The sequence below is a fragment of the Luteimonas qiangzhengi genome, from assembly GCF_039548515.1.
Lineage (GTDB): Bacteria > Pseudomonadota > Gammaproteobacteria > Xanthomonadales > Xanthomonadaceae > Luteimonas.
Genome location: NZ_JBCLVE010000003.1, coordinates 115,444 through 133,014 on the forward strand (window position 1 = coordinate 115,444; position 17,571 = coordinate 133,014).

The window sequence follows — 17,571 nt, forward strand, 5'->3', positions numbered from 1 at the left end:
TAGGAATCTGTGACGTGGAACGCATGCGAGAAACCCGGTCTTGGAGAACCGGCAACGGTGGGCTTCCAATGTGAAATGCCGATTACATTTCAAAGTCCCATCGGGTCGCGCCAAGGTGCGGTACCGTGGCAACGATGACTGACATCGGTATAAAGAAATTCCTTTTCGCGACTCTTTGCATGCTGGTCGCGCCTCCGGGTTTTGGCTCCGGACGCGTGGCGCCTGCAGACCACTGTCTGGATAGCCGACAGGTTGATGAAGTGTTCCAGGCGAATGAGCGAACACTCGCCGTCGCTACATCCAATGGACAGCGCTATCGGTTGGACCTGGCCCAGGCATGTGAGGGTGTCACGACGGTAGCCAACGCGAGGATGCTGGCCAAAGATGGCTGGATGTGCGGCGTCGGCAACGAGTTCATCGCAATAGATGAGCACCTTTGCCCGGTAAGTGGCGTTTCCCGGATTGATGCTGCCGAATATGCCAAGCATGCACGGGCAAGCTATACGAGCGCGGACGGCACATTGACGCTCGCAACCGTACATGTTCAAGGCGAGCGACGGCGCGGATTCGCGGCCTCTTCGAATTACTGCTTCAATCCTCGCCACGTGCGCGGATGGTCTGAAGATAGAGAAGGGGTTCTGGTGGAGGTCAACCCTCGACGCTCCGGGGGCAACAGGTTCTATCGTGTCGAACTGATGGGTACCTGTCCCCAGCTTGCAGGAGGGAGCGCCATGCAGATGCGTTCTCGTATGGGGATCGGTCTGATTTGCGGAAACCCCGGCGATACGATCCTGACGGGAACGCGTGGATCCGGTGGTCAATCAGGAAGTGCGGGCAGCCTGCAGGGCGGCTTCGAGCCACTGATGGTGGCGAGCGGCCGGCCCACCGAGTTCCTGATGACCGGTAGCGATCACGTACAGACACTGGGGGCAAAATTTGGTTGCCCGATCAAAGCGGTTTATCCGCTGGATGAGCAATGAAACCCACCGCCTCGTAAGCTTCACCCAGCCGCCGCGCCTATGCACGCATGTGGGTCGCTCAGTGAGGAAACTCTCCATCCACGTACAGCCAGCGCCCGTCCACCCGCTCGAAACGGCTCACTTCGTGCAAGCGCACCGCCCGCGCGCCACCGGCCTTGCAGCGGGCGACGAACTCGACCACGGCGGTGCCGTCCCCCCGGTCCACGTGGCGCTTCACGTCCAAGCCCAGCCAGCGAAGGCCGGGGGTGTCGTCCAGTGTGAATGGATCGGGCCGGGTGGAGGGATGCCACGTGTCCACCAGGTAGTCGCGCAGGCCGAGCACATAGGCGCTGTAACGCGAGCGCATCAGCGCCTCGGCGGAGGCAGCCGGCGCGCCTTCGTGCAGGGGTCTGCAGCAAGAGGCGTAGGTCGCCGGGGGATTGCAGGGGCATGCTGTCGCCATGGGGGAGTTCTGTCTGCGCCGGCAGCAAGCGCCGGGGTGGCTGCTGTCGTCGACCGGTGTCAAAGCGATCGCGCGTTCACGTCGCCTCAAGTATAGCTTTCCCCTCCGCATGGACCGACGCCATGGCGAACGACTCCCCCGTAATGACGCCGCCAGAGGAGATCGGCGAGGCGATCTCAGACAGCACCGCCGAACAGGCCACGCTCAGTGCAGGCGCGATGATCGGCTTGGGTATCCTGGCCGGCGCCTACATCGGCCTGGGCAGCCTGATGGCCGCGCTCATCGGCGCCGGTGCCGATGAGCTGCCTTTCGGCCTCGCACAGATCGCAGTTGGCCTGGGCTTCTCGCTCGGGCTGATCCTGGTGATCCTGGCCGGCGCGGAGCTCTTCACCGGCAACACCCTGATGGCCCTGCCTTTGGCACGCAAGCGCATCGGCCCTGGTCAGCTTGCCCGTGCCTGGACCGTCGTGTGGCTCGCCAACCTTGTCGGCGCATTGCTCCTGGTCGGCATCGCCATCGGCGCCGGCATGCACCTGGCGGGCGACGGCGCGGTCGCCACCTCGGCCATCGACATCGCCGCCGAAAAGGCGTCCAAACCGCCCATGGCCATCCTCGCCAGCGGCATCCTCGCCAACATGCTGGTGTGCCTGGCCGTGTGGATGGCCGCCGGCGCCAAGTCCGCCGTCGACAAGGTGGCGGTGATCGTGCCGCCGATCGCTGCGTTCGTCGCCCTCGGGCTCGAGCATTCGGTCGCCAACATGTCGCTGCTACCGCTCGGCCTGCTCGCCCAGGCGACTACCGGCGCCGAACTGCCGGTCGACCTGTCATGGGGCGCGGCGGGTGCCAACCTGCTGTGGTCGACGCTCGGCAACATCATCGGCGGCGCTGGCGTGGGGCTTGCGTACTGGGGGGTCTATCTTCGGAAGAAGTGACTGAGAAGATGGTCCTTCCTGCGCGGGCATGGCAGCAGACAATCGTAAAGAAACAAAGCCGCGTTTCTTTTGTAAATCCTCGCACCACGCGCTTCGACGCAGGAAAAGAAGCCTGATATCGTTCGATTATCGTAAAGAAACAAGGCATCAATGGCCCGCCCACCTTCCGCCACCCCGGCCGACCTGCTGGCGCTTCTTGCTACCGGTGAGCCCGTACCTGCCTCGCGCATCCTGCAGGCGTTAGGGATCAGCCGGCCCGTGCTGGGACGGCTGGTGCGTGAAGCCGGCAGCCAGGTCTTGCGGACAGGTCGGGCGCGCGCGACGGCCTATGTTGCGCGGGCAAGCACCGATGCCGGCAGCACCTGGCCCGTGTGGCGGATGCTGCCCGATGCCACGCTCGAAGAGCTCGGTGCGCTGTATCTGCTGCGCGGGGGAAGGTTCCAGTTCGAACCAACGGGCGAACGGCCCAATCTCGTCCGGCCGGTGGATGGCGTGTCCGGCCACTTCCCCGGGCTCCCCTGGTTCCTGGATGACCTGCGACCGCAGGGCTTCCTCGGCCGCAGCCTCGCCCATCGCAGTGGCCCGGAGCTTGGCGTTCCAACGGATCTCAACCGATGGCAGCTGCGGGACACCCTGCTCGCCATCACCCGCACCGGCGGGACCGCGATCGGGGACCTGCTGCTGGGCAGCCACGCCGTCGAACGCGCCCTTGCCGAACTGGACACGCCGCCGGACACCATCGAGGCAGGCAGGCGGCACGCACGCTACTCCGAATGGGCCGATGCGGCACTGGCGGGCGAGGACATCGGTTCGTCGCCCGGCGGCGAGCAACCCAAGTTCACCAGCACCGTCGTTATGTCAGGGGGCCGGTACGCTGCGCTGGTGAAGTTCGCCGTCCATGACAGCGGCCAAGCGGCGGCCCGCTGGGCCGAACTGCTCGCAAGTGAGCAGATCGCACTGGCCTGCCTGCGCGAGGCCGGCCTGCCCGCTGCGGAGGCCGAGCTGGTCGATGCCGAACGACACCTGTGCCTGGAGGTTCGCCGGTTCGACCGCACTCCCAACGACCTCGGCCGCCGGGGATTCGTCTCCCTCCTGGCGCTGGATGCGGCTTTCGCCGGCACCGGCGGGCACGACTGGTCGCTCGCAGGCGAGCAGCTCGCCGCTCAAGGCCTGATAGACGCGGACACCGTCGCCCGGATGGCCGAGTTGCACTGGTTCGGGCGCTTCATCGGCAACAGCGACATGCATGCCGGCAACCTGGGTTTCCATCTCGTCGATGCCGGCCCGCTCACCCTTGCGCCCGCCTACGACATGCTGCCGATGTATCTCGCGCCCTCACGGACTGGTGCCGTGCGTCCAGCCGTGCCTTTGAGCCTCAGCCCGCCCGAACGTACCGGCCAGACCGGCCATATCGCGCGTGCCGCAGAAGCCGCTATCCGGTTCTGGGAGCAGGTGCGCGGTTCGGAGCACGTGCGCTCCGAGGAATTTCGAAAGGTCGCGATACAGAACCGCGAAGTGGTGGCACGGTTTGCGCGGACGTTTGCGAGATGAAACAGCTGCGTATCGCAATCGTCGGCTACGGCACTGCCGGCCAGGCCGCCGCCGTGCTGCTGACCCGCGACGGTCACGACGTATCGGTGTTCGAACGAGTGCCCGCGCCCGGCCCGGTGGGCGCCGGCTTCCTGCTCCAGCCCAGCGGCCTGCAGGTGCTGTGGCGCATGGGCCTGCTGCCACAGGTGCTGGCGCACGGCGCACGCGTGGACCGCCTGTTCGGCGATACGCCCTGCGGCCGTCCGGTGATGGACATGCGCTACGACGGCCTGGACTCGCGACTCTACGGCGTGGGCCTGCAGCGCGGCGCGCTGTTCTCGATCCTCGATGCCGCATGGGAGGGCAGACCGGAGCGGCTGCAGCCTGGCTGCGAGATTGTTGATGTCGATGCGGAAGCCGGCCTGCTGCACGATGCCTGTGGCGACTCCCACGGCCCGTTTGATCTGGTAGTGGTTGCCGACGGCGCCGCTTCCACGCTGCGCAGCCTGGTGGCGCCGCCCAGCGTTGATCGCCCCTACCCGTGGGGCGCGCTGTGGTGCCTGTTGCCCGCCGGAAGCTGGCCCCACGTGGCCCAACTGCGCCAGCGCTACGTGGCCGCACGCAAGATGATCGGCCTGCTGCCGGTGGGCGGTCGCCCGGATGACCCGACCCGCCGCCTCAGCTTCTTCTGGAGCCTGCGCACCGACGCCTTCGCCCAGTGGGAGGCCGACGGCCTGGCCCCCTGGATGGACGAACTGCATCGGCTGTGGCCCGAGGCGCGCGACGTATTCGCCCACCTCACCGACCCCGCCCAGCTGGCCCGCGCCCGCTACCGCGACACCACCATGAAGCGCTGGCACCGCGGCCGCGTGGTGCTGGTGGGCGACTGCGCGCACGCCATGAGCCCGCAGCTGGGCCAAGGTGTGAACATGGCACTGCTCGGTGCCGAATCCCTCACGGTTGCGCTGCGCGACGCCCCGTCATTGGACAACGCACTGCAGGCCTACCACCGCGAGCGCCGCGCGCATGTGTGGATCTACCAGCTGTGGAGCCGCTGGCTGACGCCGGTGTTCCAGTCTGAGCGCGATACCGTGGCGAAGATGCGCGACCTGGCGTTCCGGCCGATGGGAAGGCTGCCGGGCGGGCGGGGGCAGATGCTGCGGGTGCTGACCGGGACCCAGCGTGGCCTGGTGGGGAGGCTGGGGCTGGGGGAGGAACTCATCGATGCGCTGGGACGGGCGGCGGCGCCGGATTCTGCGGTCGTCGATCGCGCGTGAGCGCGCCTGCGGCCCGGACTGCGCCGGAAGTCACGACATGCCCTGTCATGCAACGACGCCCGCCGGACCTTTTCGGCCCCGGACCTATTCCACTTCGAATTCCCCGACCAGCACGGTCTCGCGCACATCCGCCAGCCGGAGGGTGCCAGCCGTGTCTTGCTCCCTTTGTACCCTTCGCGCCGCCGCACCAACTGGTTCCCCCCGTTGCGTGCCACGCCACGACACGGCAGGGGCATCGCACTGATGAGGCGATAGCAGCCCTTGGCAACTCAAGGCAACGGAGGCAAGCCCAGCTCGATGAGAAAAGCGTTATGGCGGGCCTTGGCCTGGGTCAAATCCTTCTCGATCTTCACCAGATCACCGTGCACAACGGCAAGATCAATCTCCTTCTCCGGCTCGGCGGTACTGACATAGCGCGAGATGTTGAGGTTGTAATCGTTGTCGATGATTTCCTGCATCGGCACGCGCCGGGCATAGCGCTCAATTCCCTCTTCAGGGCGCTGGCGGTAGGTGTCGACGATCTTTGCGATGTGCTCATCTGAAAGATGGTTCTGGCGCCTGCCCTTCTCAAACTGCTCGGCGGCGTTGATGAACAGAACATCGTCCGGCTTCTTGCACTTCTTGAGCACCAGGATGCAAACGGGGATGCCCGTGGAATAGAACAGGTTGGCCGGCAGGCCGATCACCGTGTCGATGTGGCCGTCATCGAGCAGCTTGCGGCGGATGGCCGCTTCCCTCCCGCCACGGAACAGCACCCCGTGGGGCAGGATGATGGCCATCACGCCGTCATCCTTCAGGTAGTGCAGGCCGTGCAGGAGGAAGGCGAAGTCGGCCGCGCTCTTCGGCGCCACGCCGTGGTTCCTGAATCGCGGATCCTGGCTGGCCTCGTCCTTCGGGTCCCAGCGGTAGCTGAAAGGTGGATTGGCCACCACGGCATCGAAGGCCGGCTTCTTTGCCGGATTGGTCTCGCGCAGCCAGTCCCAGTCGTTTTTCAGCGTGTCGCCGTGATGGATCTCGAACTCGGTGTCCTTCACCCCGTGCAGCAGCATGTTCATGCGCGCCAGGTTGTAGGTGGTGATGTTGGATTCCTGGCCATAGATCCGCCCGATCTGCCCGCCCGCTTCCTTCATGCGATGGCGCACGTTGAGCAGGAGCGATCCCGAGCCACAGGCAAAGTCGAACACGCTGCCCAGTGACCGGCGCGGACCCGATGACGGCTCTTGGCTATCCAGCGTGACGATCGCGGAAAGAATGCTGGAGACCTGTTGTGGGGTGTAGAACTCGCCGGCCTTCTTGCCGCTGCCCGCCGCGAACTGGCCAATCAGGTACTCGTAGGCATCGCCCAGCGTGTCGGTGTCGGTGGAGAACCCGGCCAGGCCTTCGGCGATGCGGCCGATGATGGTGGCGAGCTTCGCGTTGCGTGCGGCGTAGTCGCGGCCCAGCTTGTCCGAGGCCAGGTTGATCTCGGAGAACAGGCCCTGGAAGTGGCTTTCAAAGGACTGTTCCTCGATGTACTTGAAGCCCCTCTGCAAGGTGTCCAGCAGGTCGCCGTCCTGCGTGCGCGCCAGATGCACGATGTTCGCCCACAGATACGGCGGCTCGATCACGTAGTGCGCCTTGCGCCGCATCTGCTGTTCGAACTGCGCCACGTCATCGGGGTTCTCCGCGTACCAGACCGACAGCGGCGTCCTGCCGCCGTTCCCGACGGCATCCGGGTCGGGATAGTCCGCACCCAGCTCACGCTTCGCGGCCGTCTCGTAGTTGTCGGACAGGTAGCGCAGGAACAGGAAGGACAGCATGTAATCGCGGAAGTCGTCCGCGTTCATGCTGCCGCGCAGCTGGTCGGCAATGGCCCACAGGGTCTTGCCGAGTTGTTTCTGGTCGTTATCGCTCATGGGGTCCTGCGTCGTTTGATCCGGTTTTCCAGAGCGGCCAGCTCGGCCTCGTCAGCAGCATCGGCTGCGCGCGCTTCTTCCTTCTTCCGCTGTTCGTCGAAGCCCAGCCAGCGGGCATCAGTGGTCGCCTGCATCTGGTCGCGGCTGATGGTGCCGGGGCCTTCGAGCAGGGGAAAGCTATTGCTGGCGATGATCTGGCCGACGTTCTCCATCCAGAAACGCATGGGGATGTCCTGCCGGCGCTTGGCACGCAGCTCGGCGGTTTCCAGGAAGATCACCACCAGCCGGTTGAGGGTGTCGATCTCGTCCTCGGTGAGGTAGTTCTTGGCCACCACAACGTCGTGCTTGCGGACCCGGCCGCCGCTCCAGTTGCGCAGGCCGAAGTGCGGGTCCGCCGGATTGGCCCGGGCCAGGATCAGCTCGGCGGCAGTGTGGCCGGTCACCGCATACAGCAGCATGTTCTGCACGGTGGCGAAGAAGGTCTGGGTAGCGCGGTCGCTCTTGTCGTAGTCCACGCTCAGCGCGAACAGGTCGCGGACCTTCTGGTAGAAGCGCTTCTCCGAGGCGCGGATGTCGCGGATGCGCGCCAGCATCTCGTCGAAGTGGTCCGGTCGGCCGTCCGGGTTCTTCAGGCGCTCGTCGTCCATGACGAAGCCCTTGACGAGGTACTCCCTCAGCGCGGTCGTGGCCCAGCGGCGGAACTGCACGCCACGCGGGGAGCGCACGCGATAGCCGACGGCAAGGATTGCGTCGAGGTTGTAGAGCGTGACAGGCCGGCGCACGGCGCGCCCGCCCTCCGGCTGAACTACCAAGGAATCCTTGGATGTTCGTTCAGGTTCCAATTCATTGTCTGAAAAGATGTTTTTGAGGTGTTGGCGGATGTTTTCGGCGGTGACATCGAAAAGCTCGGCCATCTCCGCCTGCGTCAGCCAGACCGTCCGACCATCGGCACGCAGCTGGATGTGGCTGGCGCCGTCCTCGGTGGTGTAGAGGATCAGGCCGCTCATGCGCTTATCGCTTCCGGTGCGGGGAACAGCTGCTGCATCAGGCCGTGTTTGTGGGTCTTGAGGGCGACGAGCTGGTTGGTCTCGGCGGTGATCTGGGTATCGACGGAGCTGAAGCAATCCGCGATGCGTTGCTGCTCGGGAAAGTTCGTCAGTGGGATCGAAAGCTTGGAAAACGTCTCGCCCGTCAGATGCTTGATGCCTCCGCCAGTAAATAAGCTCTCGAACGCGGCAGTACCAGCAATTGCCTCCAAGTACAAAACCAGAATCTTTGGGACAACCGGCAAGTTAAAGCGTACTCGATGGACAGCTTTTTGAAACTTCAGGTCAGGCAAACGGCCATCCCAGACCGCTGAGCGCCCAGGCTCACCTCCTTCGCAAACGAGCACATCGCCCCTCCGCAGACCGAAGCGTTCGAGTTCGCTCTCCTTGAAGTACATTTGCGGCAGATCTGATGTGTCAACTTCATTCCACCGCAACGACAGGTTGTTGACGTAGGGCAGCAGACGACCGCTCTTGTGCTTGTTAGCGTCAAGCATCTTGCCGAGCTTGATCTCGGCGATCCTGCCAAGTGGTGTCTTTTGCCACTCCGGTGCGTCGCGGAACTCGGGGAAGCGGAGGCGGGGGCGGGTTTCGCCTTCGCGGGGGAAGAGCTGCTGCATCAGACCGCGCTTGTGCGTCTTCAGCGCCTCCACCTTGCGCCCCTGCGCGGCAATCACCTCGTCCAGCGACGTCAGGCAGTCGGCGATTTCTTGTTGCTCTGTAACGTCGGGAATGGCGACTTCGATTTTTTCGATATTCGTCTTTGACAGGCTCGGCACACCACCCGCTTCGTTGTGCTTGAGCCAATCGATCTGCTGAAAATACAGATACACAAAATACGGCAGGCAGTTGGTAAACGAGTGCGTATAGAACAGCGTGTCGACAGTCCAAAACTTCCCCGCGAGGAAGATTGGCTTGTCAATCGTTCCTTTTCGCCCGATGCAAGCGCTTTCGCCGTCATACAAATAGTCATTGACGGATAACATGTACCCGCCAGACCCGTAGACCGGGATCGGTCCCTCTTCAAGGTGCTTGTAGTCCCGGCCGTTTCCGATCTTCAAGACTTCACCGAGGCGGATCACAGTCCAGGGGTTCCTTTGTCGAAACTCCGGAAACCTCAACCTCGGCGTCACCGCGCTGACCCGTTGCTTCACCATCACCGCGCACCCTCGTAAGCCTTGAGGCCGGCAATGTCGCGCCCAGCGGCGCGCTTACGCAGCAGCGGCGCCAGTTCAGCCATCAGCTCACCTTCCTTCTGCGCGCGGGCTTTCCAGCCCAGCTCCAGCGGGCTGAGCAGCTCGGTCAGCGCCTCGCCGTCGAAGATGCGGCGGGCCAGCACGACATCGACAAAGGCGGTCAGCGCGTCCACCGCCAGGCCGTGGCGTTCGGCAAGCCCGGCCAGCGCGCGGGCGGCCTTGTCCTTCTTGAACGTCTCGTACCCGGCGCGGATGGCAGCCTCGTCCAGGCCCGCGCCGGCCTTCAGGCCACGCACGTACTCGGTGATGTCTTCACGCTCATCGATGAACTTGGCGTCACCGGCGATCAGGCCTGCCAGCTCCTCGCGGCTCATGCTGGCCTTGCCGGCCGGCTGCATGGAGATGTCGGCGGCCAGCTTCATGATGTAGTCGTAATCGATCGTCGCGGAGGCGAACAGCACGAACTCGAAGTCGAGCTGATCGACCTCGCTTTCCCCGCCGCTCTCGTCCTTGCCCTTGCCCTGCTGGACGCGCAGGCGCTGCGCGGTTTCCAGATACGCGCCGCGCAGGGCGCGGTGCTCGTCCGTGGGCAGCACCTGCTCGATCTGCTGCGCCTGTTCGGGTGTGAGGTCGGTGTACTGGTCCAGCTGCACCTTCAGCTTCTGCACCTGCTTGAAGTGCTCGACGAAGCCGGCGCGGGCGGCGTCGCCCTTGAGGTTGGCGATGTCGTCGGGCTCGCCGGTCAGGCCTTGCGATTGCAGGAAAGTGGCGAGCGTGTCGCGGGCGTCCTTCAGCTTCTCGATCACCACCGGCGCCGGGTCCACCAGCCAGATGGTGCGCGCCTGCTCGGTTTTGACCCCCGAGAACAGCGCGATGGCCGCATCCACCGCCGCCTGCTGGCCGCGGAAGTCGAGGATGTTGCCATACGGTTTCGAATCGTTGAGCACGCGGTTGGTGCGGCTGAACGCCTGGATCAAGCCGTGGTGCTTGAGGTTCTTGTCCACGTACAGCGTATTGAGGTACTTGCTGTCGAAGCCGGTCAGCAGCATGTCCACGACGATCGTGATGTCGAGCTTTTCCGCGCCCTTGCCCGGCAGGTCTGCATTGGGGAACTGCTGGCTCTTGATGCGCTGCTGAACGTCCTGGTAGTAGGCGTCGAACTCGGCGATGCGGTGGTTGGTGTCGAAGCGCGCGTTGTAGTCGGCGATGATGGCGGTGAGCGCGGCCTTCTTGCCTTCCGGGTCCTGCTTGTTGTCTTCCAGTTCGTTGGGCAGGTCTTCCTGCAGCTGGCGCACGTCGGCGCTGACGTCGGCGGGCGGGGAGAACACCGCGGCGACGGTGAGCGGCTTATAGCCCGGATCGGCGGCGGACTTTTCGGACTGCACGGTCTGGAACAGCGCGTGGTACTCGATGGCGTCGTTGATGGACGCGGTGGCCAGCAAGGCATTGAATCGTCTGTGGGCGGTTGCGGTGTCATGGCGGGCCAGGATGGCCTCGACCACGGCGCGCTTTGCGAGGGTCTGGCCAGGTTTGACCGGGTGCGTGCCGTCCGGCTTGAAGTAGTCCACGTGGAAGCGCAGGACGTTCCGGTCTTCGATGGCGTGGGTGATGGTGTATTCGTGCAGGGATTGCTGGAACAGATCCTCGGTGGTCTTGAGGGTCTGTTCTTCGCCCTCGATGCGCTTGTAACTGGCGTTGGCCTCGAAAATCGGCGTGCCGGTGAAGCCGAACAGTTGCGCCTTGGGGAAGAACTCGCGGATGGCCTGGTGGTTGTCGCCGAACTGGCTGCGGTGGCACTCGTCGAAGATGAAGACGATGCGCTTGTCGCGCAGCGCGGCGAGCTGTTCGGCATGGCTGGCCAGGCCACGCTTCTCGCGGCCGCGGTTGCGGGTGCTGGATTCATCCAGCGCCAGGCCCAGCTTCTGGATGGTGCAGACGATCACCTTGTCGGCGGCATCCTCTGACAGCATGCGCCGCACCAGCGCGCCGGTATTAGTGTTCTCCTCCACGCTGCCGGGCTGGAAGCGGTTGAATTCCTCGCGGGTCTGCCGGTCCAGGTCCTTGCGGTCGACCACGAACAGGCACTTGGCGATGTCCGGGTTGTGCTTGAGCAGCGTCGAGGCCTTGAAGCTGGTCAGCGTCTTGCCGGAACCGGTGGTGTGCCAGACGTAGCCGTTGCCGAGGTTCCTGTCGATGCACTCGACGATGTTCTTGACCGCGTAGATCTGGTACGGCCGCATCATCAGCAGCTTCTGCTCGCTCTGCACCAGCACCATGTAACGGCTGATCATGTGGCCCAGCGTGCACTTGGCCAGGAACGCGTCAGCGAAGGCATCCAGGCCGGTGATCTTGCGGTTGTCCGGCGCCGCGTACTCGTACACCGGCAGGAACTGCTCCTTCGCGTCAAAGGCGAAGTGGCGGGCGTTGTTGTTGGCAAAGTAGTACGTGCGGTCGCGGTTGCTGACCACGAACAGCTGGAGGAAGCACAGGAGGGTGCGCGCATAGCCGTTGCCGACATCGGCCTTGTACTGGACGATCTGCTCCATCGCCCGGCGGGGATTGATGCCGAGCGTCTTCAGCTCGATCTGCACGACAGGCACGCCGTTGATGAGCAACACCACGTCGAACCGGTGGTGGCTGTAGTCGGTATTGACGCGCAGCTGGCTGGCCACCTCGAAGGTGTTCTTGCACCAGTCGGTGATGTTGACCAGCGTGTAGTTCAGCGGTGTGCCATCGTCGCGGATGAAGGCGTTGCGGTTGCGCAGTCTCTGCGAGGCCGCGAAGACGTCGGGCGTGACGATTTCGTCCAGCAGGCGCTGGAATTCGGAATCGGCCAACGTGACCCGGTTCAGCGCCTCGAACTTCTCGCGGAAGTTGCGCTCCAGCGCGGCACGGTCGCGAATGTCCGGGCGCAGGGTGTATTTGAGCTCACCGAGCTTTTCGATCAACTCCTGCTCAATGGTGCTTTCCCGGACCCGCATGTGGTGCTCCCCCTAGTCTTCTGTCGTACGACGACGACCGCTCATTCTAGCTGTGACGTCCTCCTCTCGTTGGGACCGGCCGGAGCTGAAAACCGGCTTCGGATGGAGAGGCGAAACGGGCGGTGCGCGTGGCCCTGCATCGGGGGAAGGCCGAGCAGCCCCAGAATGCGCTCCCATCGCGGCGGTTCGTGCGCCGGACCATTCCTTCGTTGCACCGAGGGCAGGTGGGTTCCGACGGTGTGCGGTCCATGTTCCCCAGCACCGGCTCAATGCGCTCGGAGTGCCTGGTCCCCACCGGTTCGCTTTCCTGCGCGCTGCGGATCATGGTGAGGAGGGTCTGGCCGTCGATCAGCCGGATCGGCTTGCCACTGGCGAACCGCTCCGCGTCACGGGTGAATCCGCCAACGGTGGCGATCTGCACCTCGTCCGCCCCGTGATGCTGGAGCAGCCCATACATTTCCCGGACCACGTTCACCGGCACCCGCCGCCGACGCCACTGCTTGCACTGCACCAGCACCCGGCGCCTATCCCTCCGCAGCACAAGGTCGATGCCACCGTCCGCGCCGCCGAGTCCCGTTTCTTCCACCACATAGCCCTGCCTGCGGAACGCCTCCCCCACCAACTCCTCGAAGTTCCGCCAGCCGATTGCTGACACACTCTCGAGTCCTGTGCGCGTATCCAGCAGACGACGCTTGCGGTCGGCATTGATAAACGACACCAGCGACGCGATCGAGCATCCAACCAGGAACAGCCAGCCGAAGGCGGTGAACGCTGTCGATTGCGCCAGCGCCTTGCCGATCTGTCCGCCCTGCCGGGAAAGCCACGCAGGCGCGGCCCAGCGGATGAGTGCCAAGCCGGTCAGCCCAACGATTAATCCGACCGGCCACGGTTGGACAGCAAGCGCATCCAGCAAGCCGTTCCTTGTGCGAGCCACGTGCTCCTCCCCTGACAAGTGCCCGGCTGGAACGATAACTCGGCATGATGGCGAAACGGAATCCAAGCTATCGCGCGACCCTAAGCCGTGGGGCTGCTATCGGCCAAGCGCAACCACCGTTGGCACCGCCGCCACGCAGAAGGCATCCAATAGGCTCTTCCTACTGGCGTTAGTCCAGATGTTCAATCCCTCGGATTACGGCTTCGGGGAATAGATTCTGCGCAACGATCGCGGCGCGAGCTGCTGGGACATCGGGCGCAAAGACCACGACTGCCAAGTCCTTCGTTGCACGCGAGCAGCACACATAGAAGAGACGGCGGGTTCGATCAAGTACGGATTCTTCACCTGCCGCAATGTTTGCGTCGTCCTTGTCAGAAAGGGGGACGTAACCGAAATACTTCCCGTAAGAATACTGCCGGAAGCCCGCTTCCTCATCGTCGATGACGACCAACACGCGCTCAAATTGGGCGCCCTTCACTCCATGATGTGTCGCGAACGGCGACTCCTCTGTGAAGTAGCGCCGGTAGGCCCAAAGTTCGTTGACACCGCATGCTAGATAGGCTTGAACGTTTTCGAAGCTGCTGCTGCCGTCATCCACTGGCTCTGCAACCAGATGCATTGCGAAGCGATCATCAAGGCGCAGCAACTGTGTTGCTCGCACATGTGTCAAGACGTCCCGGATAGTCGCTTGCGACCCTACCGCCAGCAGACCGACAAGCTCGTCGAGCGATTGCTGTAGCGCGGCGAGTACGGGTGCTATCGATTGCCCTCGAAGGCGCGCTGGTTCAAGCCTCGGGCATTCGCCACGCAAGGTAGATATCACTGTGAACCGATCGCCCGCTTGAGCCGCGACAACGAGCGGAAGTATGTGTTGGACAAGTGGACGGAGCGGCCAGGCCGTGCCATCGCTCAGCCCTTCCCTCAGACTCATAGGCGCTCGGTCATTGAGCGCAGCATACAAATTAGGGAACCCGAGTCGGTTGGCCGCCATACGATGTACCAGTACAAGCAGGCGGACATCGCCTTCCCGCACGTCGCTTAGCCACAGGCCATCACCGGTTTCGGTGGCCAGCCACCGCCTAATGGCCGAGAGGCGCGCACTCCGCTCCGCGTCCGCCGGCATGATGAACAGATTGAAGGTACCGACAACCGGCTGCTCGATTCCATCAATGCTTACCGTCCGGCCACACACCTGCTCAAGGCCGTCTCCAGGGGCGCGGATTGCATTGATAACCCCAAGCACCGATGTTGGGCATCGGAAGTTCTCGGGCTTTGTGATCTCTGCCCAGCCGTCGTTCAGTGGGACAGCGCCTGCTCCGCTCATATAGATCTTCTGCATCGGATCTCCGAAGAACCCGACGCACAGAGCAGGATGTTCGCCCGAAATGTGCCGTAACGCCTCGACGACCTCCGGATTTGTGTCTTGGCTCTCATCGACGAAGATGTAGGGAAAGCGCTTAGCGACGAGCTGCCTCAGCAGTGGATGGGCTGCGACACAGGCTGGGGTGAGCTTGAGGATATCGTCGTGCCCAAGAATGCCTTCAGCGTAGCTGCTGCCGGTACCGTAAACGTATTTCTCTACTTCACTGATCGTAGCCAACTCAGCCTCGAGATCTGCGATCTCCTGTTCGAGGCGGGTCTTTGTTTTCGCCTGAGTCCGAGGCTTGTCGTAGTGTTCGCGGCGCTCCGCAATCTTCTCGTCGATGCGGGTGGCTACCCACGCCGCGATATCCGAATGGAACGGCCGGATGACTGACCATAGGAAACTGTGGATGGTCGAGATGTGGAATAGCGGTGAGGCCCCGACATCGGCCAAAATCTCACCTACGGCGACGTCGGTATATGTGATGCAGGCGATTTTCTGTCCGGCGCGGCGCAGTGCAGCACCCCGGGTCTCGGCTAAGTGCGCGATAGCCTTGATCAGCGAGGTCGTTTTCCCGGACCCCGCACCGGCGACCATGACAAACGAGCGCGGAGGCGTCCGATCGAGACACGTTCGAAGATCTAGATCGGCTTGTGTGTCAGGACTACCGATCCGGCTTGTCATGCTGCTACCTCGTCGCCGGCAGCGGCAGGCGCATCCTGGGGTACGCCCTCATGCGGCTGGTCCTCTTCTGGTTCCGGCGGCGCAATCGCAGTTTCAAGCCAGCTGAGACCCTCAGCGATATAGGTTGGGACCGACCAACTGCTCGGATCTTCGGCTAACAAGGCGAGCGCGAAGCCAGTCTTACTGAAGCTCTTAGCCTGCACGCGCTTGTGGATGCGTTCCGCAAGCGTGATCAGGCTCTTCTCGTCGGCCCTGGCGATGCGGAGCTGAAGCGGCTTACGGATCTTGTCCTGACACCATGCAAGATTCTCAAGCGCAAACGCCTCCTCCAGCGTGCGCCCGGCGAGCGCCAAAGTTTCTCCGCCCCAAGTAACATCGGTCCGGCACTGATAGGCAACGCGTACCAAAGCGTCATTGTCGTCCGTCCTCGCCTGTATCTTCTGCTCAGCGGTGGCCTCCCACAGGGCGGCGACCGTGTCGAACTTCGGTAGCCATTGGAGCAAAGTCTGATTGGAAGTCGCCGCGCCCGGGTGACCGGCGATGCATACCTTCCCGGGCTTCTCCGCAGCCACAGGCAAATCCTCTTCGTCATCGTCAATGCCTTCATCGTTGGCTCCGGCCGCCTGTGCGTTCTCGACGGCTGGCTCTGCGGCTTCCCGTTGACCAGCGCGTGCCGCATCCTCGCCATCCTGCTTCAGCGGACCGAACACGCTGTCGAGATCGGTGATGATGAGCGTTGTCAATCCGAGAAATTCAATCAGCGCTTTGAATCGGTAGCCAAACGCTCCACCGATTTCTAGGACGGTGAGGTAGGTCGATTGCAGCCGGGGCGCGGCATTGGCGATCATCTGCGGCAATAGCAGCCGTTCGACATTGCCTTCGACCAGCACCACGCCGTCGGCGAAGAACAGATCGCAGTGCGCCAGTTTCAAATAGCGCTCGAGAAAACTTCGAATATCCGGATCGATGTGGTCGTAGAAGACCGAGAGGTTGAGCACATCGGAGGTCAACCCATTCTGTGCACGGCTTCGACGAAAATACCGGATCGGTCTGAAGCCTCTCTCGTAAAGGATATGAGTCGAATGGGTCGTGACGACGACCTGGCTCGTATAGTGCGTGCGGTCCTCGCCCTTCAGCGTTAGGATCTCCATCACCTTGCGAATGAAGGCCTGTTGAAGCTGGGCATGGAGATGCGCTTCGGGCTCCTCGATGAAAATCAGGTGGATCGGCGGGCGATTTTCGTCGATCGCCAACCATTGAGCGTGGAGGTCGAGCAGTTCGACGACCATGAAGATGAGGTTTTTGAAGCCAAGACCGTTATACCGATCGGGCAAGGTAGGCGGGTCGGGATTCCCGTCATCGGCTCCCAGCGCATAGTGAACGATCGCGCCATCTCGACCGCTCATGATCTGCGCAGGATCGAGGGCCGAGCGGATCATCATGCGCGGGTTTGAGAGGCCCGGATAGCCGAGCTTAGACAAGCTCTTGAGCGTCGGTTCGAACACTCGTTCAAGATGCTCATTAAGCGAGATTTCGGATGCAGCGAGCGCGCGCAGCGCTTCGATATCTTCGCCTTTCTGTTCGAGGTTGCGCCCGTAGAAGCGACTGAGTACACGGGATAGATCCTCGGCGCGGGAGCCGCCTGGGCTATCCGAGAGATGGCGCTGCGCGCTCAAGAAATCAATGTGGAGAAGACCGTTCAAGATCTCACGACCGCTCCGGTCACGTCCGGTGAGGGGGGCTGGGTCATAGCCAGCCTCTGCGACCATCTCCGCATCGAACCGCGCGGGATCGAGTACGAAGTAGCGGAGCTCATATTCGTCATGTAGCCTGTCGCTAAGGAACTCCCGCAGGTTACGTGGCGAGGGATCGAAGGCGAGTGCTCCGTCTTCACCCTTTGCGACCGCATCGAGCACGCGCTGGCGTACTTCGACATAGCGAGCATGCGTCGCCGCAGGATTGGTGGGCGCGTAGGCAACACGCATCCCCACCAGCTTGCCTTCCCAAGCAAGACTGGGAAGAAGATCGATGACACGATGAACATCTTCCGGACCGATCTCGAACCAAACGTCGATTTCCATCGTGGGAAGGCTAGCCTCACCATGGCCCTCACCAAACGCAACGATATCCGTCCAGAGTTCGGCGCTAAAGTCGTGAATATTGAAACGACCACTGCCAGTGAATAACTGGAGTGCGTGTCCGACCGATGTTTTGCCGCTGTTGTTTGCTCCAACAAAAATAGAAATGTCGGAAGCAAGATCAACTACAACATTTTGAAGCCGCCTGAAATTTCGGACAGCCAGCACCTTCA

The 17,571-nt window shown here is 63.0% G+C and carries 12 protein-coding genes; 4 read left to right on the plus strand and 8 right to left on the minus strand.

The features are described from left to right. The first annotated feature begins 134 nt into the window (after positions 1-134). Positions 135-980, plus strand: a complete 846-nt coding sequence (locus tag WCE59_RS02840; protein WP_343257196.1) for a hypothetical protein — start codon at positions 135-137, stop codon at positions 978-980. A 58-nt stretch (positions 981-1,038) separates the two neighbouring features. Here WCE59_RS02840 and WCE59_RS02845 read toward each other — a convergent pair whose 3' ends face one another. Then, the gene (locus WCE59_RS02845; protein ID WP_343257197.1) at positions 1,039-1,422 is read right to left on the minus strand and encodes a YchJ family protein; all 384 of its coding nucleotides are present in this window, start codon (positions 1,420-1,422) and stop codon (positions 1,039-1,041) included. Positions 1,423-1,544: 122 nt separating this feature from the next. On the opposite strand from WCE59_RS02845, the gene WCE59_RS02850 reads away from it, so the two are divergent. The 3 genes from WCE59_RS02850 (at position 1,545) to WCE59_RS02860 (ending at position 5,161) form a co-directional block, all read left to right on the plus strand. Further along, entirely contained in the window at positions 1,545-2,354 is an 810-nt protein-coding gene (locus tag WCE59_RS02850) for a formate/nitrite transporter family protein (protein ID WP_343257198.1), read from the plus strand. A 150-nt stretch (positions 2,355-2,504) separates the two neighbouring features. Then, positions 2,505-3,905: a type II toxin-antitoxin system HipA family toxin YjjJ gene (gene yjjJ / locus WCE59_RS02855; RefSeq protein ID WP_343257199.1), complete on the plus strand. Its 1,401-nt coding sequence runs from the start codon at positions 2,505-2,507 to the stop codon at positions 3,903-3,905. Next, a complete protein-coding gene (locus WCE59_RS02860; protein ID WP_343257200.1) occupies positions 3,902-5,161 on the plus strand; it encodes an FAD-dependent oxidoreductase in 1,260 nt (419 codons plus the stop codon). The genes yjjJ and WCE59_RS02860 overlap by 4 nt, the downstream gene beginning before the upstream one ends. Before the next feature lie 269 nt (positions 5,162-5,430). On the opposite strand, the gene WCE59_RS02865 is transcribed toward WCE59_RS02860, so the two are convergent. The 7 genes from WCE59_RS02865 to WCE59_RS02895 form a co-directional block, all read right to left on the minus strand. Then, positions 5,431-7,056, minus strand: a complete 1,626-nt coding sequence (locus WCE59_RS02865; RefSeq protein ID WP_343257201.1) for a type I restriction-modification system subunit M — start codon at positions 7,054-7,056, stop codon at positions 5,431-5,433. Continuing rightward, positions 7,053-8,063, minus strand: coding sequence for a virulence RhuM family protein (locus WCE59_RS02870; RefSeq protein ID WP_343257202.1), 1,011 nt, complete (start codon positions 8,061-8,063; stop codon positions 7,053-7,055). Before WCE59_RS02870 ends, WCE59_RS02865 begins: the two co-directional genes overlap by 4 nt. After that, on the minus strand, positions 8,060-9,259 hold the full coding sequence (locus WCE59_RS02875; protein ID WP_343257203.1) for a restriction endonuclease subunit S: 1,200 nt from the start codon (positions 9,257-9,259) through the stop codon (positions 8,060-8,062). The genes WCE59_RS02870 and WCE59_RS02875 overlap by 4 nt, the downstream gene beginning before the upstream one ends. After that, entirely contained in the window at positions 9,259-12,279 is a 3,021-nt protein-coding gene (locus WCE59_RS02880; protein WP_343257204.1) for a type I restriction endonuclease subunit R, read from the minus strand. The genes WCE59_RS02875 and WCE59_RS02880 overlap by 1 nt, the downstream gene beginning before the upstream one ends. A 46-nt stretch (positions 12,280-12,325) precedes the next feature. Further along, positions 12,326-13,213, minus strand: coding sequence for a restriction endonuclease (locus tag WCE59_RS02885; protein ID WP_343257205.1), 888 nt, complete (start codon positions 13,211-13,213; stop codon positions 12,326-12,328). Between the two features lie 169 nt (positions 13,214-13,382). Further along, the gene (locus WCE59_RS02890; protein ID WP_343257206.1) at positions 13,383-15,173 is read right to left on the minus strand and encodes an ATP-dependent helicase; all 1,791 of its coding nucleotides are present in this window, start codon (positions 15,171-15,173) and stop codon (positions 13,383-13,385) included. Positions 15,174-15,256: 83 nt separating this feature from the next. Then, complete coding sequence (locus WCE59_RS02895; RefSeq protein WP_449284093.1) at positions 15,257-17,566, minus strand: ATP-dependent nuclease; 2,310 nt, start codon at positions 17,564-17,566, stop codon at positions 15,257-15,259. Positions 17,567-17,571: the final 5 nt, after the last annotated feature.

Bases quoted from the DNA above. Each gene is read 5' to 3' on its own strand.
- WCE59_RS02840 (WP_343257196.1), top strand. From the start codon at position 135: ATGACTGACATCGGTATAAAGAAATTCCTTTTCGCGACTCTTTGCATG.
- WCE59_RS02845 (WP_343257197.1), bottom strand. From the start codon at position 1,422: ATGGCGACAGCATGCCCCTGCAATCCCCCGGCGACCTACGCCTCTTGC.
- WCE59_RS02850 (WP_343257198.1), top strand. From the start codon at position 1,545: ATGGCGAACGACTCCCCCGTAATGACGCCGCCAGAGGAGATCGGCGAG.
- yjjJ (WP_343257199.1), top strand. From the start codon at position 2,505: ATGGCCCGCCCACCTTCCGCCACCCCGGCCGACCTGCTGGCGCTTCTT.
- WCE59_RS02860 (WP_343257200.1), top strand. From the start codon at position 3,902: ATGAAACAGCTGCGTATCGCAATCGTCGGCTACGGCACTGCCGGCCAG.
- WCE59_RS02865 (WP_343257201.1), bottom strand. From the start codon at position 7,056: ATGAGCGATAACGACCAGAAACAACTCGGCAAGACCCTGTGGGCCATT.
- WCE59_RS02870 (WP_343257202.1), bottom strand. From the start codon at position 8,063: ATGAGCGGCCTGATCCTCTACACCACCGAGGACGGCGCCAGCCACATC.
- WCE59_RS02875 (WP_343257203.1), bottom strand. From the start codon at position 9,259: ATGGTGAAGCAACGGGTCAGCGCGGTGACGCCGAGGTTGAGGTTTCCG.
- WCE59_RS02880 (WP_343257204.1), bottom strand. From the start codon at position 12,279: ATGCGGGTCCGGGAAAGCACCATTGAGCAGGAGTTGATCGAAAAGCTC.
- WCE59_RS02890 (WP_343257206.1), bottom strand. From the start codon at position 15,173: ATGGTCGCCGGTGCGGGGTCCGGGAAAACGACCTCGCTGATCAAGGCT.